We start from the raw sequence: 24,585 nt of genomic DNA on the forward strand, positions 1-24,585 counted from the left end.
CTCGAGTACTGGTTTCGTGCAGTACGACACGCCGGTCAGGTCACGAGGGAGTAGCTACAGAAGCCGCCGAGTACTGCGAGCAAGACCGAATCCACGAGAATCAGAACGAGCCAGTAGAGCGCATTCCCTTCGGCGCCGAGCAACGTGATCGTTGTCCAACTCGCAAGCAGCGGGCTGATCTGGAACAGATTGACCAGCGCGAAGACGAGGACTGCCGGTGCGACGAACCACTTTAGCACCGTCACCGTGTCGTCGTGTTCGGTCATGTAGACTGAATGAGGTGTGGTGGCGAAAACGCTACTGGTTGTGATTGGACTGGAGTAGTGACCAACTGGACAGCAACAGATACCCGAAACGACGACCACGATATCTCCCTTTCAGAAAGCCACTGCAGCAAAGTGGCGATCTCAGTTGCCAAAGCGGCGTTCTACAGGTGTACCAGTACCCTTTTCGTTGGCCTCTCACAAGCGTCTACTATACGATGGTCGTGCGCGAGTATTTCGAATCCGACATTCGGTTCTACTACGCCGTGGGGGCCTTCATCATCGTCGTCTACTGTCTCGCAATCGCCGGCGCGGCGCTGTTAGACCTCGCGATCGTCGACCGGCGACTGCTGCCGCTCACCGTCGGCTTCTTCATGTTCATGTTCGTCTACTTCATCTCGATCAGCATCCAGTTGCTCGAGCCAGATAATTCGTAGTCGAGAACAGTCGGTTCACCCAGTATTCCTCACCCAACTCACGCAACCCGTTCGTACACCTCGAGCAGTCGGTCTGCCGTCTGCTCCACGCTAATCTCTCGCGCCGCCTCTCGGCCATCCGAGCGCTCGCCGGACTCGAGTACCCCCCGAAGCCCGTCGATCAGCGCTTCGTCGCTATCCGCGACGAGCGAGTTCGAGACGCCGTCGAGGCGCTCGCGAACGTCGCCTACGTCGACCGAAACAACGGGGAGGTTACACGCGAGGGCTTCCTTCACCGAGTTCGGCGAGCCCTCGCTGTGAGAGGTCAACAGCAGGGCGTCGGCGGCGTTCATGTAATCCGGCACCGTCTCGTGGGGCACGTCGTAGACTGTGTGCAGGTGTACCGGCTCCTCGAGCAAGCCGTTGACTGCGTTGACGACCCGCCGCGCACGCGGATAGTTCTTCACCTCGCGCTCGGGCGTGTAAGGAAAGAGCACGTGGTGAGCGTCGGTGTCCCAGCCAACCGCCTCCTGGGCCTCCGCCTGCGGTGCGGGCTGGAACTTCTCGAGGTCGATGCCGTCCGGAATAACGGCACAGTCTCGCCCGAGATACGTTCGCATCTCTTCGGACATGACGACCAGTTCGTCACAGAGCGGCGCACAGGCGCGACTCACGGGTTCAACTGGTCCATACACGTCAGACCCCCAGAGTGAGAGAACAACGGGTGTGCGCCGCTGTGCGACCGCCATCGGCCCCGTCAGTCCGTAGTGGGCGTGAATCAGATCGTAGCCGTTGCCCGACTCCTTCAGTACCGAGGGGAAGAATTTGAGGTACTCGAGTGGGCTCCGTGACGTCCCGCCGTCGACCTCGCCGGCGACCGAGAGCGTCGAGAAGGTGACGCCACGACGTTCAAGCGCGCGCATCTGCTCGGTCATGAACGGCGCGTCGGCGTTCGTCGTCAGCGTGAGGACGTGCATCTCGGGACTACACCTAGCCGCCGTCGGCGTTTTGTTATCCGCAACTTTTTCTGAACGGTCGCTCTGAGTGGAATGTGCAAATATCGGCAACGACAGACGTCCTACTGTACTTGTACGATTACAAAGCAGCACAAGCGTCTACCTCTGTGCGATGCGAATTCTCGTCTTTGCGAACACCCCTGCGCACGTGCACCTGTACCGTCACGCCGTCGATCGGCTCGAGGCGGCCGGCCACGACGTGCTCGTGTTGACCCGGGAGTACGCCTGTACGACCGACCTACTCGAGTTCTTCGGGCTTCCCTATCGTCGCTACGGTACCCACGAGACACGCGCACCGTCGAAGCCGAAACTGGCCCGCGAACTGGCTGAGCAGTTCGGTCGGATCGTCTGGGAGTCGCGGCGGTTCGACCCCGACGTGGTCTTCGGGCGCGGTCCCTACGCCGCGCTGGCTGGGACGGTCACCCGTTCACCGACAGTTCTCATACTAGACGACGAACCGGGCGATTTCAACCACACCGTCTCGCAGCCGTTCGCCGACTGCATCATCTCGCCGGATGTCACGCGCCGCGATCTCGGCGACGACCACTACACCTTCGAGGGGTTCAAGGAGTGTGCCTATCTCCACCCCGACGTTTTCGAGGCGGATCGGGCGATTCACGAGTACCTCGCGATCGACCCCGACGAGCCGTACGTGCTGGTCCGGTTCAACGCGATGGATGCGCTCCACGACGCCGGACTCGAAGGGTTCTCGCGGGCTCAGCGGCGGGACCTGCTCGAGCACCTGAGCGAGCACGCGACCGTCTTCGTCTCCGACGAGAGCGGGATGATGGACTTCAGCGACTTACCCGCACGGAAGTACGACCTCCATCCGGCGCTGATCCACGACGCCATGGCGGGTGCGGACCTGCTCGTCGCCGACACGGGGACGATGGTCAACGAAGCTGGGCTACTCGGAACGCCCGCACTGCGCTTCCAGGGCACCGACGACCACGAGTACGGCGAGTTCGCTGAACTCGAGCGTGCGGGTCTCGCAGAGCAGTTCGACGACTACGCGGCTGTCCGCGACCGGGCTGTCGAACTAGTGACGACGGACGCAGCCGCCGGCGAGCGCTGGCAGCAACGGCGAGCGGAGTACGTCGGCGACCTCGTCAACCTGACTGATCTCATCGTCGCCGTCGCAGAAGCTCGTGGTGAGGTTGAGGTACTCGAGTCCGACGTGCGCGAAGTGTTGCAGGCGCGGGCACCGGTGCAGTAGCACGGTGTAGAGAAGTTGTTGAACGGTGGCTATCGGTTGGTGGAGAGCGAATCTAGGAATCCAACGACCGGGAAGAAAACGCGTTACTCGAACGAACGTGCCGGACTCGGTTCGGCAGGCTGTTCGAGGTTGGAATCGGGTTCGGTTTCAGTGTCGGAGTCTGCGTTGCTGTCGCTGCCGCGTTCGGTGGTATCGGCAGTGCCAGCGTCTGCATCTGTATCTGTATCTGTGCCTGTACCCGCTGCAACACCGTCGACACCAGCCGCAGCCACCGACTCGGACTCAGAGTCGGACCCGGACCCAGTCGTCTCCGCCTGCACCGACTGTGCGGCCGCCTCCGTACGAGCCTGCTCCCGACCCGCGCTGTCCTCGTACCAGGTACACTGCAGGTCTTCATTCTCCTCGGCGTCCATCGCAATCGCGACGCCGAGCGAGACGAGTCCCACGAGGACCGTCAAGATCGACGCGAGTGCACCGGTAAAGCCACCGCGACCGCGGGCGGCCTGCGCGATCGAGCCCGCGAGACCGCTGCTTCCGACGGCGAGCCCGGCGGTTCCGGTGCTATAGAACAGCGCCGCCGGGTGGAACCGTTCGATCACGTACTGGCGCTTGAGCCGCCAGTAGAAGCTCCCCAGCAGGAGCAACGAGACGTACCGGATGAACGGCACGTACCGGATGCTGCTCTCCTCGTCGCCGTATATTGCGGACATCGAGACGTCTGCAACCCGGCAGTCGTTGACGTTGAGGTGCGTGAGGATGTGGTTGAGGAAGCCGTACTCGTCGGTAATCTCGTCCAGGTCGAGTTCTTCGATCGTCTCTCTGGAAATCGCGGTGTAGCCGTTCTGCGGGTCGCTGATCGTCCAGTAGCCGGAGGCGAACTTCGAGAGCCCCGAGAGGATCGCGTTGCCGACGAAGCGGAACGTGGACATCCCCTCGCGGTCGTCGCGATAGAGCAGTCGATTCCCCTTCGCGTAGTCCGCCTCACCCGCGACGACGGGGTCGATGATCCGGTCGAGAATCGTGGGGTCCATCTGGCCGTCGCCGTTCATCACGGCGACCACGTCGATTCCGTCGGCCGCAGCGCGCTCGTAGCCGGTCTTGACCGCGCCACCGTAGCCGCGGTTCTCCTCGTGACGGATCGGGACGACGCGGCGGTTGTCGCCGCCGTCGGCGACCGCGTGGGTTGGCTCCGATTCCGATTCTGACTCCACCTCGGCAGTATCATCACGCTCGCCGTCGGCGTTCAGGCGCTCTGCGACCCGCTGAATTTCTTCCCAGCTGCCGTCCGGCGAGGCGTCGTCGACCGCGTAGATCCGATCCACGTACGACGGCACCGTCTCGATGACCTCGCCGACGAACGGCTCCTCGTTGTAGGACGTGACGACGACGCCGATCGAGTTCCCGTTATACATCGGTCCCACCGTCGGTTCGATTCACCGCAGCGTCGGTCGCCCGTTCGCTCGTTCCAGCACGGCCACCATCGGCATCGCCACCGCCATCGCCATCATCGTCACCGTCACCGCCACCATGACCGCCATCCCCGGTCGCCTCGATAACGGCCTCCGTAGGGCCGTCGTCCTCCTCACTGCTCGCATTGCGTCTGCCGGCATCATCCGTCGTGAACGCGTCGGTGCCTGCTGCCGGAGGCTGACCAGCCGTCGACCCCGCGAGCGTGTAGACTCGGTGGCCGGCCGACTCGAGTACACCCTGATCCAGCGCGTCCCGGCCGTCGATCACGACCGTTGGATCTAGCGCGCTCCAGTCGATGTCGTCGAACTCCTCGTGAGGCGTGACGACGACCGCGGCGTCGACCGACGAGGATTCGAACGCGTCGATCGAGCACGGTTGTGCGCCGTAGTCGGCCGGGTCGACGAGTGGATCAACGCCTAAAACGTCTGCACCGCGGTCGCGTAGCTGCTCGATAACGCCGATCGCGGGCGACGCGCGCGTCTCCTCGACGCCAGGGCGGTAGGTGATCCCGAGGACTGCGACCGACACGTCTGCCAGGTTGGTACCGGTCTCTGTCTCGGTGCCAATCCCGGACCCGACCGCAACCAGTTCGGACTCGAGTCGGTCGACGACGACAGAGGGCATGTCCTGGTTGACCCGTCGGGCGGTTCGCGTGAGATCCATCGGCTCGTCCATCCGCGAGAGCAAGAAGTGCGGATAGTAGGGGATGCAGTGTCCGCCGACGCCGGGACCGGGGTCGTGGAGCTGGCACATCGGCAGGTCGTTCGCGGTCTCGATGGCTTCGCGGACCGAGATGTCGAGTTCGTCCGCCAGGCGGCCGAGTTCGTTCGCCAGCCCGATGTTGACGTCGCGGTAGATTCCCTCGAAGACCTTGACGGCCTCCGCGGTCGTCGCGTCGGCAACCGGATGAACCTCATTGTCCGAGAGTTCGTCGTAGAGTACCGTCGCGGCGCGGGTGCTCTCGTCGTCGACGCCGCCGACGACCTTGGGATACGCGCCGCGGATATCCTGCAGCGCGCGTCCGCTCGAGGTCCGCTCCGGACAGAAGGCGAGACCGAACTGGTCGGTGTCGAGGCCGCTTTCGGCGGCCAGGAACGGCTGGAGCACGTCACGACAGGTACCTGGCGGCAGGGTCGACTCGGCGATCACCAGATCGCCGGGTGAGAGACCGGCCGCGATATCTGCGGCGACGGACTCGACGGTCGTCAGGTCCGGCTCATTGTCCTCATCGAGCAGCGTCGGGACGATGATGACGTGAATCCGTGCCTGCGCAGCGGCAGCGCTGCCGTCGGTGGTCGCCTCGAGACAACCCTGTTCGACCTGCTCGGCGACGACATCTCCGAGCCCCGGTTCACCGACGACGTGGCTCTCGCCGGCGTTGATCGTTTCGACGACATCCGGGTCGACGTCGACGCCGGTCACGTTCCCGGTCGTCTCGGCGTAGACGGCCGCGAGCGGCAGCCCCATCTTGCCGAGACCGTAGACGGCGACTGGGACATCGCCGCCGGTGAGCGCCGCTCGTTGGTCCGTTTCGGCGATAGTCGCGCCGTAGAGTGGGGTAGTGTGGCTCTCCGCCGTCGACGGATCGTCCGCACGCATCAGGCTTCCACCTCCCGTTCGCGCTCCCGGTGCGGCGTCTCGTCGGCCGCGAGCGCAGCGATATCCTGCACCGTCTGGAGCGCCATGACGCCGTCTTCTGCCGTGACAGCCGGTTCGACACCGGTCTGGACCGTCTTGACGAACGACTCGAGTTCGTGGCGCAGCGGTTCGCCGTTGTCGACGCGCGCGTTCTCGACGACGCTCTCGTGACGATACCGGTTCGGGCCGTCGTCCGTGAGATACTCGGGGTAGGAGTCGCGGTAGATCAGCACCGACTGTTCGAGGTAGTCGACCTCGACGAGACACTCTCGCGCCGTGACGGTGAGTTTGCGCACCTTCTTCTGGGTGACGCGACTCGCCGTCAGCGAGGCGACCACGTCGTCGTACTGCATCGTCGCGGTCGCGTACTGGCCGTCGTCGGTACCGATCGCGTTGATCGTCGACGGCGGCCCGTCGAGAATCGAGCCGACGATGTCGACATCGTGGACCATCAGATCGAAGATGACGTCGTCACGCGCGGTCCGGTCGACCGGCGGCCCGAGGCGCTCGGCCTCGAGGCTGATCACATCCAGGTCGTCGATCAGCTCCATCACCGTCTGTACCGCCGGATTGAACCGCTCGATGTGGCCAACCTGCAGAACGAGGCCGGCCTCTCGAGCCTGTTCAGCTAGCGCACGGCCCTCCTCGACGGTCTGGGCGATCGGTTTCTCGACTAGCACGTGGACCCCGGCATCGAGACAGGTCGAGACCGTCTCGTAATGGGCGTGCGTCGGCACGGCGACCGTGACGACATCACACTCACTGAGCAGCGCGTCGAACTCGAGTGCGGCTGTGCCGTACTCGGTGGCCACCTGCTGGGCGACGCTCGCGTCGTGGTCGGTGACGCCGACGAGGTCGACGCCGGGGAGTTCGTTGTAGACGCGTGCGTGATTCTGTCCCATGGAGCCGACGCCGATGACGCCGGCCCGGACGGGTGGCGGTGTTGTGGCTGTCGTCGTGTGTCGCGTTCGTTCCGTACTCATAGATTGTAGTGATCGTGGACGGCTTCGACGACGGTCCGGCGCTCCTGTTCTGAGAGGGAGGGATGCACGGGCAGCGAGAGCACCGTCTCCGCGGCGTGCTCGGCGTCGGGGAACGAGGCAGCCGCGGTGCTCACCGACTCGTAGGCCGGCTGGCGATGGATCGGCGGATCGTAGTAGACGGCAGAGTCCACGTTCCGCGCCGCAAGTGTCTCCGCAAGCGCGTCACGCTCGTCTGGACCCTCGGTCCGAACCGTGTACTGGTGGTAGACGTGACCGTATCCGTCCGGGACGGTCGGCGTCTCGAGTGGCACCGCCTCCAGGTGCTCGTCGTAGTAGGCCGCGTTCGCCTGGCGCGCGTCGTTGAACTCGAGAAGGCGCTGGAGTTGGACGCGGCCGATGGCGGCGGCGAGGCTGGTCAGCCGGTAGTTGTGCCCGAGGTCGACGTGGTCGTAGCCGCCCTCGCCGGGGTCGCGTCCGTGGTTGACGTAGCGCCTGACGCCGTCGGCGATGTCGTCGCGGTCGGTCGTGACGATGCCGCCCTCTCCGGTCGTCATGTTCTTCGTCGGGTAGAACGAGAAGCAGGCGGCGTCCCCGAGACCGCCGACGCGTTTGCCGTCGACGGTCGCACCGTGGGCCTGACAGGCGTCCTCGAGCACGAACAGGTCGTGCTCGTCGGCGATGGCACAGAGTTCAGGCATGCGCGCCGGCAGGCCGTAGAGGTGAACCGGCAGCAGGCCGACGATGTCGTCGCGCTCGTCGAGGACGCGCTCCACGTCGGCTGGGTCGAGCGTATACGTTTCAGGGTCGATATCCGCGAAGACGGGCGTCGCACCCGCGAGGCGGATCGCGTTCGCGCTCGCGACGAACGAGAACGGCGAGGTGATGACGGCATCGCCCTCCTCGACGCCGAAGGACTCGAGTGCGGCGTGGAGCGCAGTCGTTCCGTTGGAGGTTGCGACCGCGTGCTGAGTGCGGCAGAAGCCGGCGAACTCGCCTTCGAAGGCGCGGACTTCCGGCCCGTCGGCGAGCATGCCGTCCTCGAGGACAGCCTCCACGCGCTCGAGTACTGTGTCGCTCAGGGACGGGTGGGCGATGGAGACCTGCTCGACCGGCTCGGTGGTCTGCTGGCTGTCGCTCGTTTCGGTTCCGGCGGGAGCACTGGCGTTGGCTTCGGTGTCGACACTGGTGCCAGTCTCGGGGCCGGTTCCGGTTCCGGCTCCGGTTCCGCCGTCGGTTGCCCGTTCCGTCGGCGGCGTCCGGTCGCGATCCCGCCCGCGGTCGTCGTTCACCGCACGATTCGATTTGCGAGCCGGCTCGCGGTTGCTGTCGTGATCCGTGTGATCCGTGTGATCCGTCGAGTCCGTGGAATTCGGGGGTGTTCGGTCTGTCATTCGAGCTGATTCGGTCCCTCGAGTGGGGCAGGAAGCGGTCTGATCGTCGCCGGTGCGCCGAGTGCGAGACTGTTCGCCGGCACGTCGTCCGTGACGACCGCACCGGCCGCGACGAAGGCGTTCTCACCGATCGTGACGCCGGGCAACAGCGTCGCGTTCGCGCCGACCGAGGCACCGTCTTCGATCGTCGGGCCCTCGAGTCCGGCGTCGGTACGGACTGGATACTCGTCGTTGGTCATCACCGCGGCCGGGCCGACGAACACGTTCGAGCCGATCTGCGTGTCGGTCGGCACGTAGACGTTCGTCTGGAGGCTGACGTTGGAGCCGATGGTCGTCCGGCCGTCGATGACGGTCTTCGTGCCGACGAGTACGTCGTCGCCGATGTCGGTCGACTCGCGGATCAGAATATCGTGGCCCGTCGTGAAGCCGTCGCCGACGGTCACGTCGCCGTAGACGATCGAACCGGCCCTGATCGTCGCGTCGTCGCCGAGCAGCGTCGGCTCGTCGAAGTCGCCGTAGCCGACCGTCGCCTCGGGGTCGATAGTACAATTTTCGCCGCACTCGTAGGCCGTCATCGGTGGGATCCCTCGGCTGATCGCGGCTGTGGTTGCGGTTGCGATTGCGGTGGCGGCTGCAGCCGCTGGCGAGAACGATCGTCGTACTGCTGTCGTTCGGTCCGGGGCTGGTGGGGCCGTGACGCGGCGGGATCGGCGCGCTCGCAGCCGAGAAGTCCCGTCGTACACGGCCACACCCCGGACCGTCGTCGGTTCTGTCGTGTCATTGGTTACTCGATACCCGCGTGGGAATCGTCCAGATACAGCCGGTAACGAGGTTTTGTTATCCCCGTCTTGACGGGTCCGTAGCCACGAACTACAGCAACGAGAACCGATCAGTCTCCCCGTACGGGGGAGGGAGTTCGCCCCAGGGCGGGTACGCGCCCGCCCGTTCGAGAACGTCATAATCGTTGGATTTGCCGTCTTTCACGAGTGCTAACGGGTACAATCGGCTTTCGACAGGGTAGCCGTGCGATAGTAAAGGGTGAGACCGTGGCAGTTCATCCTGTGAGGTATTCGAACACCCCCGATCGCCAGCCGATTCGGGAACGTGAGGGCACCCATGTCCATGTCTGAGGACGAGTTCACCCAGGCCGAGCTGTTCGACGTGTTCAGCAACGCCAGACGACGACGTACAGTGCAGTTTCTCAAACGACAGGGGAGTTCCTGCGACCTCGCTCCACTCGTCGAACAGGTCGCCGCCTGGGAGAACGACACCGATCCCGACGACGTCACGCGCACCCAGCGCCGGCGCGTCTACATCTCGCTGTACCAGACGCACCTGCCGATGCTCGAAGACCACGGCATCGTCGACTGGGATCCGGACAGCCACACCATCACGCTGCTGCCGAACGACGACCTATTCGAACCGTACCTCGACCGCCAACTCGGCACACAGCGGCCGTGGCACCGGTTCTACGCCGCCGTCGCCACCGTCGGCCTCGTCGCGTTTGCACTCGCGGCACTCGCCGTCGGCCCGGTGACGACCGCCGCAGCCCCCATCGTCGCACTCGCCGTCTGTGCCGCCATCCTCGCGATTTCGATCGTCCAGCACGTTTCGCGCCGACCGGAACTCGAGTTCCCGTTCGGACTCGCGAGCGTGTAGGGTGGGATGGCGGTGGTCGCGGTTGCGGCTGCGGTTGCGGTTGCGGTCGCGGCCGCGGTCACCGGTCACGGCCACGGAGACGCCGATAAGGACGAGGGCTCGCGTCTGAACGCGCGTGTTCGCGGGCTGGCGACCAGACGACCCCCGCGGAGCAAGCACCGTCACACAAACGACCATCGGGAGGACCGAGACAGGACAGCCGATCCCGAAGCGCCCTCGACGCCGTTCGACGGTCGACGGCCGGCGTTCGACAGTCGAACACCGGTTTTTGAGTCGCAATCACAGGACGTGAGTCGAGTGACATCTCAAGAATCCGGTTCAGTCTCCCTCAGTTGCTCCCGACTCGAGTCGGCCGGCGCAGAATCAGTCGCTGTCGGTGGCGCTGACTCCGTCTCGTGAGTATCGTCACTGCCAGTCGAGCCATCGACACTCGACGTGTCCTCACCGACAGTCGTGTCAGTCGCCACATCGGTGCCCAGAGTGCCGTTGGTGTCCGAAGCGCCGTTGGTGCTCGATAGCGATCGCCGCTTCGAGATGTAGGCGGGGACGACGAGAATCCCACCCATCGGAACGAGGATTCCGAGTTCGTACATCTCGGGGTTGTCGAACCCCTGGCGGCGAGCGTCGAACCGGACGAGCAAGGCGATTGGGACCTGGATGAGCAGGGCGGCCATCAGGAGGACGATGACGAGCGAGTCCATTTGGTGTCGTGTTCGTGGCGCTTACAGAAGAACATTCATTGCACGTCGGGCAGGTTTTGACCGGGAATCGTGTCTCTGCGGTGGTACTCCCTACTGCGACGCTACCTGCGGTGGCGCTACTTACGGAGATGCTGCCTGTGATGGCGCTGCAGACGATTAATACGGTTCTGACGCTGATACCGACGCTGACGCTACCACCGAACCGACACCGACTCCCCACCCACCAGTTAACGAGTGCAGCGATAGCGTTCTATCCGCCGAAATCAGTCATCTTCTTCCGCAGCCGGCTCAGTCACCGTCACCCAGAAGTTCGTATCCGCAATCGCATCCTCGGCCGTCGGTTCGCCCGCCGGCTCCTCGTCGTACAACAACACCGCAATTCGGACCGTCTCATCCGGCTCCGCGGCCGGCACCACGTCGAATTCCTCGAGTGCCTGCTCGCCATCCGCCACCGACACCGTCCGCGTCTCGAGTGCTGCCCGCTCCGTGACGACACCGTTCTCGAGTACCTGCTGCTGAACGACGACGGTGTAGGTCACGTCCTCACCCTCCTGATTCTCGATCTCGATCGTGGCCGGAACGGGTTCGCCAGGATCGACCTCGTCCTCGAGTTCGCCGGCGACGAGCTCGCCACCGCCGTCGTCGGAGTAAAGAGCGAGCTGCGTGAAGCCGCCGGCCGAGAGCGGAGCGATGAGTCCGATGAGTAACGCTCCGACGGCGGCGACGATAGCCACGGCCAGGATGGCCGAGGTTACCGTTCCGGCGGTGTTGTCCCTGCGAAAGCGTGACAGCGCTGCGAGGGGTGTGACGGAGAACCGTTTGGCTTTGGGGACTCGAAGTCGACGGACTGCACCGAACTGTGCGAATCCAACGGTGAGCACCGCGAGCGTGGCTGCGATCGGGTCGGTCGCCAGCCCCCAGTCGGTAACCGCCAACACGAGCGCAACGACCGGGGCGATACCGATCGACAGCGCAAACGCCAGTCCGAGGCGTTCTGTGAGGTCGATTCCGCGGGGGTAGGTCTCGACGTCGAGTGCCGTTGCCGTCGTCTCCTGTGCAGTGCGTTCGCGCGCCGGAAACAGCGTGGCAACGAGTGCGTATCCCGGGAGGAACAGGACGAGTGGAAGCGTCGCGAGCAATCGGAGTGCGCTCCCCTCGGCAACTCCCGTCACGACGAGGTACGCAACAACGGCCAGTACCGAAACCGTCGCGAGATCGCTGGGATACTGCCGGACAGTTCCCAACCGCGTCTGCGTGTCAGTTCGTAAACTCATCGCAACGACACCACCGGTTGGCTGCCGAAGCCGTCGGTTGTCGGCGTTCTCAGAACCATTTGGACAGAAACACCGGGTGTGACCGCTTTGTTATGTCCGATATATTCTCCCAGGATGACCTGCTGGGACCGAGTATGGGCACCTAACGGCCCAACGTAGTGAGAATCGGGAAGAACGATGGGTATAGGAGACTGTATGCATCGATGAACGGTGACCGACACCTGTCACGGCAGAGAGCCGTGAACGCCGCGTGAAGAAACTCGAGACGGGAAGACGAGGAAGACGAACACTGCCGTCCGTGATCACATACGTGGGTGTCGGTAGCCATGGCTGTCAGCAGACGGTCACAGTCACCAGACTCACAACAGATCACGTTCGACAGGTCACGGATACCCTTACGAACGCCCGTCGCTGACGGTCCCACTCAGAAATTCACGTACTGGCCTTCCCACTCTCGACGGTCGTCGATCTGTTGCCGCCCGTCGTCCGTGATCGCATAATAGTTCGTTCGCCTGTCGAGTTGTCCCTTCTCGACGAGCTCTTTGTTGACGAGCGTATCCAGATTCGGATACAATCGACCGTGATTTATTTCCGAACTATAGTACTTTTCCACCTCGTCCTTGACTGTTTGTCCAGATGGCTGGTCAGCCCCTGCGATTACGTACAACAAATCTCGCTGGAAGCCGGTCAGATCGTGCATTGCTCAATCACAGTGACCGTACCATTGAGTAGATATTTGTTATCCGTATCATACAGGGCTGTTAGTACTTCTTTCAGTATGTTTCAAACTGTCTAAACCGATTGTTCTCGTGACAACGGTTTCGTCGTGACTGTTCACTCCCCCGTACAGTCACTCGTAGCGGTCGACGGCGGTAAACGCGTGTGTGTTTCTATCACGAGCCCGCCAGGAACGCCAACCCCTCACTCGTCCATCGCCGACAGTGCCACGTCGATGCCGTCGGCGTCGATCTGTACCTCGACGTGTTCGACGGTCGCCTCGTAGGCGGTCGTATGCGAACCGTCACTCTCGAATCGAACACACTCTGCGAGCAGGTTGCTCTCGAGTAGGTTGTTGATTCGGCGGTAGACGGTTGCCGAGGAGCTGTCGGTTCGGTCGGTTAGTTCCTTGGCTGTTTTCGGTCCTGCACTCGTCGCGACGAGGATCGTTCGCGCACACTCGTCGCCGAGGACGTCGAGCTGAATTGTTGGGTCGGTCGTCGGGGTCGTCTGAGAGTTGGTCGCTTTCGTGGACATCGGTCTCACCTGTCTGCGGCGGTTACGCTGCTTCACTCTCGGTGTCGAGAGGTGGCAGTCGGGAACGATCGGATCGGTGGTGCCGCGCCGTCGCGGCGACCGGGAGTACGTTCCAACAATACAACCGGTAAGCGAGAGTGGTATTTTATAACGATGTGCCTTCTCGCTGGAAAGTCACGCATTCCGTTGCGAAATATCTTATTTCGAGCGGGAAATATCGTGTTTCGGACGCTCGAACGGAGCGCTGCGGTCGGGACCGTGTGGCGAACGAGGAGCAATCGAACCAAATCCAGCTTGATGATTTGTGAGCGCATCTCCAGTTATTCCCCCTGATATGGCTTCTGAGTCGGGTATAACCGGTGGAAATTCGGTATTTCCGGTACTGTCTGGTGGCCAGCACAGTGAACGGACGCCGTCCTTTATTCGGATCTATCCCCCTCGGTCGTAGTGATGCCGAGTCACACGCTGTCGCTGCCGCGAGTCGGCTCCAGCCGGGACGGATCGAGCGGTCGGTTCGGTGGTCGAGTGAACCGCCACGGTGTCGCCGACTGCAGCGACTGGAGCCCTCGCTGGCAGGCGAATTGCGGTGTGTGCTCGGATACACTGACATCCACCCCTGGTTGGCTGGCGTACTGTGCGCGACAGCGACAGCGGCAGTTGCAGTGTCTCCCTACTCCCACGTCACGACACTGCAGTCACCCGATGACGACGACCGTCACCAGACACGAGCATCGACTGACGACTACACTCGAGACACCAGCCGTCCGCATCGGTATTCACAACTGACGACACCCACCCCTACACCAGTACGTTCACCATGAAATCATCCCAACAGAACTGGCGCCCGATGGAATCGTCGACAGCAGGCGCTCGCTGTCGAAACTGTGACACCCACGTTACCCAGCAGTTTGCCCGCGTCTTCGGTGACAACGGCGATATCGTTCACGGCTGTCCGGCCTGTACGACGTATCGTGAGATGCAATCCGGTGGCCATCTGCCGGGCGACGAACGCGAGTGAGTACCGCGCTTCATCGCCCGGCGACACTCCTTCGTTCGCGACACCTACTCGAGACGCTTCCACAGTCGAGACGGACGACACAGGAGACAGTATCGGTCGGTTCTAACCGATTACTGGATCGTGTCTCTCGTCAGCGGACACGTCTCCCGTCTATGACCTCAACCATCATCAGCGAGCCCACACTCTCATCGTAACGAACCAGTCGTCAACCGTCCCGTAGCCAGCTAGTTTCTACACCGTTATGCAGGGACAAAATACCGCAGGTTAAAGTCAGTGGTTCGCAAAATAGATGACGTGTATGAGGGCCGACGACGAACTGCTCGCCGAGATGAGACCACTGATGTCACGCTAAGCAATGTCTGTGCAGAGGACCAGATCTGAAGCGCTCGCGGAAAGTGAGGTGTTTCACATCCTCGGGAACGACAGACGGCGTGCCATCGTCCAGTTGCTCGCACGCCAGTCCGGACACGTCGACGTCTCTGACGTCGCAACGGAGATTGCCGCAACCGAATCCGATACGACGCCCGTTCCGAACAATCTCTACAAGAGCGTCTACGTCTCCCTCCAGCAGACACATCTTCCCCAGCTCGAGGAGGATGCCGTCATCGAGTACGACTCCGACGCGAAAACCATCCAACCCGGCCCGAACTTCGAAACCGTCGTCGGCTACATCGACGGCCACGACGGCGACCGCTCGACCGTCCTGCAGTTCCACCTCGCCGCCTGTTTTCTCGGCCTCGGACTGATCGCGCTGGCCGGCCTCGATCTGCCGGTGTTCTCGAGTGTCGATCCGGTGCTCTGGAGTGTGCTCATTTTGCTCGCGGTTGCGGTGAGCAGTCTGTACCGGCTGTTTTACTGAGTCGGACCCAGATCTGTCCTACTGTCCCTACTGTCCTGCTGTGCCGCTGTCCCTGGCTCGCGTTCCGGTACTGTGTCTGTCACCACTGCCCACCCCAACCCAGTAGCGCCCACTATCGCGGGTCCCCGGTGAGACAAAACAGCCGACGGGCCGACCTCGAGCGGGAGGGCGCCGATCGATGCGGGTTGTACTCAAAAGAACAGTTGTCTGTGTTGCAACGGCAGTTGCCCGCATTGCAATAGAGCCAGTGGGACAGCGCTAAGACAAGTGTATCAGAGCCAGTCCACAGACCGCGAAAAATGTGTATCGAAGCGACGCCTGATGTGTTCAGGCGAGGACGGCAGTTACGTCGTCATCTGTCTCGGTCCCGTTCGATGGCGGACAGTCGCCGTTGGTGTCAGTCTCGTCTTCGCCGTCACCGTTGACGTACTCGTCTTCGTCACCGTTCACGTCAACACCGTTCTCCGGTTCGTCGGTCACGTCATCGATCGCGTCGTAGTCCACGAGAATGACCATGATCGTCGCCTGTTCGATGGTCACGTCGAACGTGCCGGTCGCTGACTCTTCGTCAGTATCGGCAGACTCGTTGGTATCTGCCTCGTCAGGGCCAGGGCAGTCCGTTTCGGTTTCGGTGTCCGTGTCAGTCTCGTCGTCAGCGCCCGTCTCGGTCTCCGTCTCCGCTGTCTCGTCCATCACACCGTGGTCGTCAAGCACGACGAAGACGGTCGCCTGTTCGATCGTCACCTCGAGTGCGTCGTGTTCGTCGGTATCCGTGTCATCCATCTCGTCGTCGGCGTCACCGTCGTCGTACTCTTCAGTATCGTCGTATTCGTCAGCATCGTCTGCGCGGTCGTCAGCGTCGTCGTAGTCGTCGGTTTCGTCATCGCCGTCGTACTCCTCGTCAGTGTCTGCTGGCTCATCGTGGTCGTCAGCCGAGCCACAGCACGCATCCACGTCAGTCTCAGCCGTTTCTTCGTCGTCGGTCACGTCGTCGGTTTCTGTCTCAGTCTCGGTTTCGGGCTCCGTTTCCGTTTCAGTCTCGGTTTCCGTCTCCTCATCGTGCTCGACAGCATCAGTGTCCTCACCGTCGTCGTCGACGCCATGAGCAACCACGATGATCGTCGCGGACTCGAGTGTCAGTTCATCGTGCTCGTCGGTCATCGGTGCCTCATCTGGGAGGTCGTCGTCCTCGACGACGACGAGGATCGATGCGCTGTGGATGTCGTGGGCGTCGGTGGGTTCGTCACCGGCTTCGTCGAGACCGGTGATCGTTGGTTCTTCGATGGTGACCTCGAGCTGGTGGTCACTCATTGCCCCGTTGTGGTCCTCGTGGTCGGATTCTTGGGATTCTTGGTCGTGTTCGTACTCCTGATCGTGCTCTTGATCGTGTTCGTGCTCCTGGTCGTTGTCGTACCCGTCCTCGTGGTCCTCGTAGCCCTCGTGCAGATCGTGCACGACGAGGAGGGCGCTGTCGATCGTGACGGTTAGTTCGCCGTCGTGTGGTGTTTCGGCTGGTTCCTCATCGTCGACAGGGGGTTTCGGGTCGTCAACGGGTTCGTCGTCGATTTCGTCGGTTTCGTCGGTTTCGTCGGGTTTGTCGTGGTCGTCAGGTTTCTCGTCTTTCTCGTCCTTCTCCTCCTTGTCATCCTTGTCGTCTACCGCGTCCTCATCCTCTTTCTCATCGTCCGTCTTCTCATCCGGCTTTTCGTCCTTCTCATCCGGCTTTTCCTCGTCCGGCTCGTCAACCGGTTTCTCATCATCGACCGGATCCTCCTCGTCGACTGGCGGCTCATCGTCAACCGGATCCTCCTCGTCGACTGGCGGTTCCTCATCGACCGGTTCGTCCTCCTCAGGAACCTCATCCTCGATCGTCACAACCGCCTCGTCGGTCACCGGCTCATCATCCGCCGTCAAGTACGGGCCATCTTCTGCACCCTCTGTCTCGACGAAATCGTACTCCTGATTATCGTTCGTATCCAGGTGCGGCATCGCGATCAGCGTCTCGTCCTCCTCGAGTGGCTCCTCGAATTCGATCTCGATCTGCTCGTGGGTGCCCGCCTCGAGGTAGTCGGAGGTGCCGATCACGCTGTCGAACGTTTCGCCGACGAGAAGGCTGCTATCGTGGATCGTGACGAAGCCGCCCTCAGGGAGTGTCGCCTCGTCGACGACGACGGAGTCACCGGCGGTCGACTGATCTTCGAACGTGACCGTCGCGGTTTCGGCTTCGTCGTCAGGGTCTGGTTCGAGCCCCTGATCGTCAGCGTCGGCGTCGGCATCCGCTCCGTCACCGCTGTCAGTCTCGTCGGTAGCTGTACCGTCCGATTCTGTCTCTGGTTCGGCGTCTGTTCCAGTCTCACCCTCGTCCTGGCCGCTGACACTCGCGCTTGGTGTCGCCCCAGCGACCATCGCTGCGCCCGATGTCACGAGCAATGCCGTGACGAGGAGTACAAGTAGCTGATTGCGTGCGATCATAATCTGCCGTGAAGGCAGTGACCCATCGCCAGTTCCGTGCTTAAACCGGCACAACCATTTCGAGAGAAACTGCTCACTTCGAACGCAGGGTATGCGTGGATGCCAGCGCTATTCATCGAAAGCGGTCATTGGTACCGTGGGTGGCCGCGAGATGGTTCTCGAAAGCCTCCGCACGGAAAGACCACACGCGAGCCTACGCTGCTGACTCCGGTTGCGCTCTATTCGCTCGACTGTTCGGGCGATTTCGACGCCGTCGGCTCGTGACCAGGCAAACAGACGAGATTCTCCCGCCCCAATCGAAGCTTCGTGACCTGGCCGTCCTCCTCAAGCTCGGCCAGCAGTCGGCTGACCTTGGCTTTCGACCAGTCGACCGAGTCGACGATTCGTGACTGTTTCATTCGCCCGCCGTTTTCGCTGATGAGTTGATGGACCTTCTCCTGGTCCGTCATGAACTCCTCGTGTTGGGTGTCGTAGTCGTTCCCGAGCGAGTTGCGTTCGGCGAGTCGGTCACGGAGTGCGAGCACCGACCCGAGAACGGCGAGCACGATCATCCCGAGCAAGGCAGCGATGTGTGCGAGACCGCTCGCCTGGAGCGGTGTGGGGTCGATAAATTGCGGGCCGTTCGAAATGGACGCCAGGGAGAACTCGAGTGCGAGTGCTGGCACAGCGAGTAGTGTTGAGAGGAGAGCCAGTAGTCCGAGTCCGACCCCGAACCCAGCTCCGAGTCCAAGCAACGAAATCGTCGCAATCTCGGCCTCACCCGACCCACAGGTACTGCAGACCCGGCAGAGAACACTTCCACAGGGAACGGCGGTGGTTGCGAACTCCGTAGCCGGCGCTCCGACCCCAGACCGAATAGCCGGACTGAATTGTGCGAGCACCGACCCGCTGTCGGGAGTCGTGACCGACGGAGGTACTGGCAAAGATGCGTGCATGCTCGTGCGCAAGGTCGGAATCATGGTGTCGACAAACGGCAGTTCACTCGTTTCTGTACCGTCGTGACCGCCCCTCAAAGTATTTTTTATGGGTCATGTATTGTTATTGGATTATCTGTATGTCTCGCGTGAGTGTCTCTCTGAGACGCCGACGTGACGACGATAGCCACTGTCCGTAGCTCTGCGGGTCTCGGAGACAGTGCCTGGCGAGCCCCCTGCGAGACCGATCGGTGGGGACTCGAGTCGGTGACCAGTGCCCGGCAGACGGGCGGATCGTCGGTGTCTCACGCCGTGGCTGATACTGTGGTCGCTCGACACCGCGGCGAATAAACGCGTACGGACGTTCGACGTGCCTAGCCCGAATTTGGATCGGGTTTCTGCGATAATCGTCAGTTACGCCGAACTGACGACGCCCGGCTGAACGGCCCGGACTCGCTGTCCAACCGTCGCTGTCCCGCTCCCGTCGGCGGTTACGTTCCCGGGACACCGGCAGCCTCGAATCCAGTAACGCCCAGGAACGCGAGGACGTACAACACGACCAGGACCGAGATCCACGCGACGATCGTGATCGCGACTGCGTCCACCCAGCCACCGGGGTAGCGGGCGTTGATCACACCAAGATAGGCGACGAAGACCAGCAGCGGGCCGAGCAGCGGGATCCATCCGAGGAAGAACCCCACGAGCGCCCAGACGACCGCGCCGATCAGTGCTGTGACGAACGCGTACGTGTAGTCCTCTGTATCGACGATAATCCTGGCACCAAGGAAGATGCCAAGGGCGCCGATGAGCAGGCTAACCGCGAACACAATGAGGCTCTCGATCATACCTATCGGTGAGGCCGTGCATACCGATAGTTATCTCTCACCTACACAAACCAGAGCCCACAGTTAATCCGCCATCTGTTGTGGACACAGTCGAACGTTTTCACCCGTCTGTGTAGGAAATTACGACGTACCTCCGTAACGAAGGCCGATCGTTATCGGTGAGAATTGGTCGATTTCCAACCGAACCAAAACAGGTCATCGCGGTCGAAAGATGGCGTTCGCTGCCGCAACTGAGAGACTGTATCTAGTCCTGTGACTGTCGGTCAGGTCTGGCGGCCAGCGGCTGTTGCTGTTGCTGTTCCTGCTCCTGTTGCTGGTGTTGCCGTCGCTCCCGCTCCTGGCTCTCCCGCTGTTGCGGCGACGAACTCGAGTACCCCTGCTCACTACCAGCCGCAGTCACAAGTGAACGAATCCCGGATTCGAGCCCGACGCGGGTCTCGAAGTCGAGGTCACGACTCGCTTTCGACACGTCTGCGCGACTGTGTCGAATATCCCCCGATCGGGGTTCGCGGTGGACGATCGGTGAGGACGAGCCAACGGCGTCACGGATCAGTTCGGCGAGGTCCCGGATCGAAGTTCGTTCCCCGGTGCCGACGTTGTAGGCCTCGCCGACGGCGTCAGTCGTCGCCGCGTGGAGGTTTGCGCGGACGACATCCGAAACGTGGACGAAGTCCCGCGTCTGCTCGCCGTCACCCTCGATCGTGATCGGCTCGTCGGCGCGAGCCTGCTCGAGAAACGTCGAAATGACGCCGCTGTAGGGGCCCTGTTGGCGCGGGCCGTAGGCGTTGAAGTAGCGCAGCGCGACGGTGGGCAGGTCGTACAGCTCGTGATAGCGTCGGGCGTACTGGTCGAGTGCGAGTTTCTGGATGCCGTAGGGAGAGGTCGGCTCCGTCGTCGCCGTTTCGGAGACGGGCAGTTCGTCGGGGTGGCCGTAGACGGCCGCACTCGAGGCGAGGACGACGCGGGCGTCCTCCTGGCGGGCCTGCTCGAGGACGAGCAGGCTGGCGTCGAGATTGGTCTCGTTGCTCCGGCGCGGCGCGTCGACGCTCTCGGTGACGCTGACGAGGGCGGCCTGGTGGAAGATGAGGTCGACGCCCCGGGCGGCGCGCTGGAGCGCCATCGGGTCGGAAATGTCGCCGTCGACGATGGTGAGGGAGCCGTCGTGGCCGGTGTCGGGGTCGGGGTCGGCGTTAGCGTCCTCGCCCGTGCCCTCAGCACTTCCATCATCGGTCTCGGTGTCGTCGGTCCCACCGTCCGTGCTCGCTGGTGTATCGCCGGTCCACTGCGAGCCGGTCGCCGACGGGGACGCGAACGAGAGGTTGTCCCGCGAACCGGTCGAGAAGTTATCCAGCACCCGAACGTCGTTGTACGGTGCCAGCGCCTCGACGAGGTGGCTCCCGATGAAGCCGCCACCGCCGGTGACGAGTACTGTCCTGTCGCGAATCGCCGGCGAGGTCATGGCTCACTCGAGCATCCCGCATCGGTTTAGTATAGCACGCGTACCTGAACTGTACACCGAACCTACCGGTCAGCCAGCGGACTGGCGTGATTCCATTGTGCACAACACTACCAGCGCCACCAGCACCAGTAGCTCCAGTACCAGTATCAGCACTAGCCCAGTGGCCAATGTGGTCCTGCCAACCCAACAGAAGCTATATGCGCCCACCTCGGCAACGCTACGCCAACGCCAATGAGTGCCAGCGAGAGCGAGAGTGAGACTGAGAGCGCGAGCAAGAGTGACACCGCCACCGTCGACCTCGTCGTGCGAAACTGCACCGTCGTCACCCCCGCCGGCCGCACCCCCAACGCCGGCGTCGCCGTCGAGGACGGAACCATCGTCGCCGTCGGCCGCAGCGACCGCCTCCCCGACGCCAACCGCATCGTCGACGCCGACGGACAGGTCCTCGTCCCTGGTATCGTCGACGGCCACATCCACAATCGCGAGCCCGGACTCGAGTACAAGGAAGACTGGGAGTCCGCAACTCGCGCGGCCGCGGCGGGTGGCGTCACGACCGTGGTCGGGATGCCGAACACGGATCCGGTGATCGACCGGCCCGAGCATCTCGAACTGAAGTTCGAGCGCGGCGAGGCGTCGGCCCACGTCGACTTCCAGAGCTACGTGGTCGTTACGAGCGAGAATCTCGATGAGATTCCGGCGCTCGACGAAGCCGGCGCGCTGGGGTACAAGATTTTCCTCGGGTCGACAGTCGGCGACGTGCCGCCGCCGAACGACGGCGAGATTCTCGAGGCCATGGAAACAATCCGAGAGACGGGCAAACGCCTCGGCTTCCACGAGGAGAACGGCGAGATCATCGACCACTACACCCAGAAGTTCAAAGAAGCGGGCAAGAACGAACCGATCGACCACTCTCACTCTCGGCCGGTTATCGCCGAGCAAGAAGCCGTCGAACGAATGATCACGTTCGCCGAGGAGACCGGCACGAAGATCCACATGTTCCACGTCTCCTCGGGGTCGGCCGCCGAGGCCGTCGCTCGCGGGAAAGAGCGCGGCGTCGACGTCACGGCCGAGACGACGCCCCACTACCTCTGGTTTACCGAGGAGGTCATGCGCGAGGTCGGCAACCCGGCACGCATTCAGCCGCCGATCCGCGACGCCGACGAGCGCGACCTGCTCTGGGAGGTCGGCATCGACGACGGCGCGATCGACTGTATCGCGACGGACCACGCGCCCCACACCCCTGAGGAGAAGAAGGTCGACGACCCGTTCGGCAACACCTGGGACGCCATCTCGGGCTTCGTCGGCCTCGAAACCGAAGTCCCGGCGATGCTCACGTTCGTCGACCAGGGACGCCTCACACTCGAGGAGTGGGTCCGTCGCCACTCGACCCGGCCGGCGCAGGTCTGGGGGATGTATCCCCAGAAGGGCTCGCTCCAGGTCGGAACGGACGCGGACTTCACGATCGTCGACCCCGAGCGCGAGTGGACACTCGAGAGCCGCGACGAACTGCATTCGAAGAACTGCGTCACGCCGTTCGTGGGCGAGACGTTCACCGGGAAAGCCACCACGACGGTCGTCCGCGGCGAAGTCGTCTACGAGGACGGGTCGGTCGTCGGCGAGTCGGGGTACGGCACGCGGGTTGACGTCGACGCGGACGACTAACTGGCAGTTTCACTCGCTTCTCTCGCTGCGTATGTTCCAGTACTCGAGTGGCAAGAGCAGCGTTTTCGAAAGTGATCGCAACTGCCCAACAGATCCCATCTGCCGGGAGAAACACAAACGTATTTCACTGTCTGACCATTCAGTCAGGATGCGATCCATGACCAAGACACAGACAGAACTAACGGACGAAACGGACGCAACAGACACTGAGACTGAACAACACGCCGAAACGAACGGTTCCGCGAGCGACACCGGGGATGCAGCCGCAGTTCCAGACGCAACTGCGGCTGAGGACGACGAGACTACCGCAACCGACCGCCTCACCGAAGTCTACCTCTCGATCACCGACGGCGAAGCCGAATCCGTCGTCGAAACCCAGCGCTCCGATCCAGCCGACCGGGAACTCGAGTTCGATCGTGCCGAGGAAGCGCTCGGTCCGGCAGCGCTGCACGGGTTAGACGATGCGATTGGGGACCCAGACAGCTCGATTTCGTAGGTCGGTTGTCGGTGTAGTCAGTCGGTGTTTGTCAGCACTCGTCGGCATTCGGCAGCATTCGGCAGCACCGTCGGTACGAAATTCTGAACCGAAACCCGAAACCGACATTACCGAACCGACCACATCACTCGACAGTGACCCGCGTTTGTCTCATCGGGGCCGACGACTCCACCCTCCAGTACGAGCTACTCTCGCGCGAGACGGCTCGCGAGGCACTCTCGACGTACGACCTGCACCGACCGTTCGAAAACACGATCGCTTTGCGAACCGTCAGCGTCGGCGCGGCCATCTCGCTGTTGAACGATCTCGACTGGTATCTCACTCGTTTCGTCGACGAGGCGCTCGTCCAGGAGCCAAGCGTGAGCGACGAAGAGTGGCTTTCGCGCGAGTTGGCGACGCAGCTTCGAAACAGCACAGTCGAACCCGACGAGACGGACGAATTTTGCAAGATTTACGGCGTTGAACGTGTCGATCCCGAATCAGATCCCGACACCCCTGCCACACCAGCCGCCGGAGTGGACACCGAAGACGAAACCGGACACGATTTCGAGGGAACGGAAAGCGGCGAGAGCGACGAGAAACAGGGCGGTGGAGCACAATCAGCGGGAGGGCAGGCACGGACCGAGACACAACAGACTGAAACTGAACCGACGACAGCGACTGCACGCCGTCGACTCGTCGAACCGCTGTACGTCCGTCGGACAGACGGCGACCTCCCCGAGTACGACCTCAGAGATGTCGACTCGACGCTCGTCGTTCGAATAACTGAAGCAGAACATTCGCCCTAAGAAGCGTCAGGGGGACCAGCCCGTCGATACTGTTTTTAGGCGTCCGCCTCAGCCGAATCGGACGCAGAATCGCTCGCACTGTCGCTCGCCGTAGCCATTCCGTGTTCTTTCCCGTCGCGGTCGGTGAGCGACACCGACACGTCAGTCACCGGATCGTCATCGAACGTGGCTCGAACCACTGCACCGACGGTCACCTCCTGCTCACCGCAGGCGGTCTCCGGTGTTGACTCGTCTACAGCCGCAGCCTCGACGACGACCGTGTCGTCCTCGAGTTCGGCGCGCTCGACGGCCAGTTCGTAACACAGATTCGGGCCGCCGGCCTCGAGTGCGACGAGCACCGACTCGCCGAAGTCGGTTTCGTCCAGGAACTCGGTGAGATCGTCGTCGACATCGCGCTCGGCGAGCCAGTCGTCGGCGTCGTCGGCCGATCGCAGGTGTTCCATGGACGGCTCGTCACTAATTTCGGAGCGCTGGTACTGGTGGTCGTCGATGGAAACGCCGTCGGTTCCAGTTCCGTCGTCACCGTCGTCGTCATCGTCATCTCCGTCTCCGTTTTCGCCTTCCTCCTCGCCGTTCTCTGTGCCGTTTTCGTCTCCATTTTCGGCGCCGTTTCCATTGCCGTCGCCGCCGTTCTCCGACTCATCATCGTCACCGGACCCTGAGCCCGGATCCGGGCCGTCATCGTCTTCGTCAGCAATACAACCTGCCGTCAGTGCGAGCAGTCCCGCCGTACTTCCGAGGAGTGTGCGTCTGGAGGGGTGTGTCATCGTACCCGGACATACACGGGGACG

The 24,585-nt window shown here is 62.6% G+C and carries 24 protein-coding genes; 8 read left to right on the forward strand and 16 right to left on the reverse strand.

Annotated elements, in window-relative coordinates:
* Positions 1–35: 35 nt before the first annotated feature.
* Positions 36–266: a hypothetical protein gene (locus BBD46_RS22675; protein WP_171908197.1), complete on the reverse strand. Its 231-nt coding sequence runs from the start codon at positions 264–266 to the stop codon at positions 36–38.
* Between the two features lie 215 nt (positions 267–481).
* Between BBD46_RS22675 and BBD46_RS13040 the strand changes: the two genes are divergently transcribed.
* A complete protein-coding gene (locus BBD46_RS13040; protein WP_071402115.1) occupies positions 482–700 on the forward strand; it encodes a hypothetical protein in 219 nt (72 codons plus the stop codon).
* A 38-nt stretch (positions 701–738) separates the two neighbouring features.
* Here BBD46_RS13040 and BBD46_RS13045 read toward each other — a convergent pair whose 3' ends face one another.
* Entirely contained in the window at positions 739–1,656 is a 918-nt protein-coding gene (locus BBD46_RS13045) for a glycosyltransferase (protein ID WP_071402116.1), read from the reverse strand.
* 151 nt (positions 1,657–1,807) lie between these two features.
* Between BBD46_RS13045 and BBD46_RS13050 the strand changes: the two genes are divergently transcribed.
* Positions 1,808–2,911, forward strand: a complete 1,104-nt coding sequence (locus tag BBD46_RS13050) for a DUF354 domain-containing protein (RefSeq protein WP_071402117.1) — start codon at positions 1,808–1,810, stop codon at positions 2,909–2,911.
* An 83-nt stretch (positions 2,912–2,994) separates the two neighbouring features.
* Here the strand turns inward: BBD46_RS13050 and BBD46_RS13055 are convergent, their stop codons facing one another.
* From BBD46_RS13055 to BBD46_RS13075, 5 genes are read right to left on the reverse strand one after another with little or no spacing between them, the layout of a single operon-like run.
* On the reverse strand, positions 2,995–4,323 hold the full coding sequence (locus BBD46_RS13055) for a glycosyltransferase family 2 protein (RefSeq protein ID WP_071402118.1): 1,329 nt from the start codon (positions 4,321–4,323) through the stop codon (positions 2,995–2,997).
* The gene (locus BBD46_RS13060; RefSeq protein ID WP_071402119.1) at positions 4,316–5,980 is read right to left on the reverse strand and encodes a nucleotide sugar dehydrogenase; all 1,665 of its coding nucleotides are present in this window, start codon (positions 5,978–5,980) and stop codon (positions 4,316–4,318) included. The genes BBD46_RS13055 and BBD46_RS13060 overlap by 8 nt, the downstream gene beginning before the upstream one ends.
* Positions 5,980–7,002 carry a Gfo/Idh/MocA family protein gene (locus BBD46_RS13065; RefSeq protein ID WP_071402120.1) on the reverse strand — a complete coding sequence of 341 codons (1,023 nt, stop codon included), beginning with the start codon at positions 7,000–7,002 and terminating at the stop codon, positions 5,980–5,982. The genes BBD46_RS13060 and BBD46_RS13065 overlap by 1 nt, the downstream gene beginning before the upstream one ends.
* Positions 6,999–8,393 carry a DegT/DnrJ/EryC1/StrS family aminotransferase gene (locus BBD46_RS13070; protein ID WP_071402121.1) on the reverse strand — a complete coding sequence of 465 codons (1,395 nt, stop codon included), beginning with the start codon at positions 8,391–8,393 and terminating at the stop codon, positions 6,999–7,001. The genes BBD46_RS13065 and BBD46_RS13070 overlap by 4 nt, the downstream gene beginning before the upstream one ends.
* Positions 8,390–8,968, reverse strand: a complete 579-nt coding sequence (locus BBD46_RS13075) for an acyltransferase (protein WP_071402122.1) — start codon at positions 8,966–8,968, stop codon at positions 8,390–8,392. Before BBD46_RS13075 ends, BBD46_RS13070 begins: the two co-directional genes overlap by 4 nt.
* A gap of 547 nt (positions 8,969–9,515) precedes the next feature.
* On the opposite strand from BBD46_RS13075, the gene BBD46_RS13080 reads away from it, so the two are divergent.
* Entirely contained in the window at positions 9,516–10,052 is a 537-nt protein-coding gene (locus BBD46_RS13080; protein WP_071402123.1) for a DUF7344 domain-containing protein, read from the forward strand.
* Between the two features lie 305 nt (positions 10,053–10,357).
* On the opposite strand, the gene BBD46_RS13085 is transcribed toward BBD46_RS13080, so the two are convergent.
* The 4 genes from BBD46_RS13085 to BBD46_RS13100 all read right to left on the reverse strand — a co-directional run bounded on the left by BBD46_RS13085 (position 10,358) and on the right by BBD46_RS13100 (position 13,281).
* Complete coding sequence (locus tag BBD46_RS13085) at positions 10,358–10,753, reverse strand: hypothetical protein (protein WP_071402124.1); 396 nt, start codon at positions 10,751–10,753, stop codon at positions 10,358–10,360.
* Between the two features lie 263 nt (positions 10,754–11,016).
* Positions 11,017–12,027: a DUF1616 domain-containing protein gene (locus tag BBD46_RS13090; RefSeq protein WP_071402125.1), complete on the reverse strand. Its 1,011-nt coding sequence runs from the start codon at positions 12,025–12,027 to the stop codon at positions 11,017–11,019.
* A 424-nt stretch (positions 12,028–12,451) separates the two neighbouring features.
* Positions 12,452–12,727 carry a PadR family transcriptional regulator gene (locus tag BBD46_RS13095; protein ID WP_071402126.1) on the reverse strand — a complete coding sequence of 92 codons (276 nt, stop codon included), beginning with the start codon at positions 12,725–12,727 and terminating at the stop codon, positions 12,452–12,454.
* Between the two features lie 221 nt (positions 12,728–12,948).
* Positions 12,949–13,281 carry a winged helix-turn-helix domain-containing protein gene (locus BBD46_RS13100; protein ID WP_006168841.1) on the reverse strand — a complete coding sequence of 111 codons (333 nt, stop codon included), beginning with the start codon at positions 13,279–13,281 and terminating at the stop codon, positions 12,949–12,951.
* A gap of 847 nt (positions 13,282–14,128) precedes the next feature.
* On the opposite strand from BBD46_RS13100, the gene BBD46_RS21650 reads away from it, so the two are divergent.
* Positions 14,129–14,299: a DUF7563 family protein gene (locus BBD46_RS21650; RefSeq protein ID WP_006654396.1), complete on the forward strand. Its 171-nt coding sequence runs from the start codon at positions 14,129–14,131 to the stop codon at positions 14,297–14,299.
* Between the two features lie 355 nt (positions 14,300–14,654).
* On the forward strand, positions 14,655–15,158 hold the full coding sequence (locus BBD46_RS13105) for a DUF7344 domain-containing protein (protein ID WP_006654395.1): 504 nt from the start codon (positions 14,655–14,657) through the stop codon (positions 15,156–15,158).
* A gap of 327 nt (positions 15,159–15,485) precedes the next feature.
* Here the strand turns inward: BBD46_RS13105 and BBD46_RS13110 are convergent, their stop codons facing one another.
* The 4 genes from BBD46_RS13110 to BBD46_RS13125 all read right to left on the reverse strand — a co-directional run bounded on the left by BBD46_RS13110 (position 15,486) and on the right by BBD46_RS13125 (position 20,848).
* Complete coding sequence (locus tag BBD46_RS13110) at positions 15,486–17,630, reverse strand: DUF7282 domain-containing protein (RefSeq protein ID WP_071402127.1); 2,145 nt, start codon at positions 17,628–17,630, stop codon at positions 15,486–15,488.
* 218 nt (positions 17,631–17,848) lie between these two features.
* The gene (locus BBD46_RS23180) at positions 17,849–18,268 is read right to left on the reverse strand and encodes a helix-turn-helix transcriptional regulator (protein WP_394326831.1); all 420 of its coding nucleotides are present in this window, start codon (positions 18,266–18,268) and stop codon (positions 17,849–17,851) included.
* A gap of 767 nt (positions 18,269–19,035) precedes the next feature.
* Positions 19,036–19,389 carry a hypothetical protein gene (locus BBD46_RS13120; protein ID WP_071402129.1) on the reverse strand — a complete coding sequence of 118 codons (354 nt, stop codon included), beginning with the start codon at positions 19,387–19,389 and terminating at the stop codon, positions 19,036–19,038.
* A gap of 244 nt (positions 19,390–19,633) precedes the next feature.
* The gene (locus BBD46_RS13125; RefSeq protein WP_071402130.1) at positions 19,634–20,848 is read right to left on the reverse strand and encodes an NAD-dependent epimerase/dehydratase family protein; all 1,215 of its coding nucleotides are present in this window, start codon (positions 20,846–20,848) and stop codon (positions 19,634–19,636) included.
* A 231-nt stretch (positions 20,849–21,079) separates the two neighbouring features.
* On the opposite strand from BBD46_RS13125, the gene allB reads away from it, so the two are divergent.
* From allB to BBD46_RS13140, 3 genes are all read left to right on the forward strand, one after another.
* Entirely contained in the window at positions 21,080–22,510 is a 1,431-nt protein-coding gene (allB, locus tag BBD46_RS13130) for an allantoinase AllB (RefSeq protein WP_071402131.1), read from the forward strand.
* Between the two features lie 157 nt (positions 22,511–22,667).
* On the forward strand, positions 22,668–23,006 hold the full coding sequence (locus BBD46_RS13135; protein ID WP_071402132.1) for a hypothetical protein: 339 nt from the start codon (positions 22,668–22,670) through the stop codon (positions 23,004–23,006).
* A gap of 134 nt (positions 23,007–23,140) precedes the next feature.
* On the forward strand, positions 23,141–23,794 hold the full coding sequence (locus BBD46_RS13140) for a DUF5804 family protein (protein WP_071402133.1): 654 nt from the start codon (positions 23,141–23,143) through the stop codon (positions 23,792–23,794).
* 35 nt (positions 23,795–23,829) lie between these two features.
* Here BBD46_RS13140 and BBD46_RS13145 read toward each other — a convergent pair whose 3' ends face one another.
* Positions 23,830–24,561 (reverse strand): hypothetical protein, encoded by a 732-nt coding sequence (locus BBD46_RS13145; protein ID WP_071402134.1) that lies wholly within the window; start codon positions 24,559–24,561, stop codon positions 23,830–23,832.
* Positions 24,562–24,585: the final 24 nt, after the last annotated feature.

The sequence above is a fragment of the Natrialba sp. SSL1 genome, from assembly GCF_001861355.1.
Classification (GTDB): Archaea; Halobacteriota; Halobacteria; order Halobacteriales; family Natrialbaceae; genus Natrialba.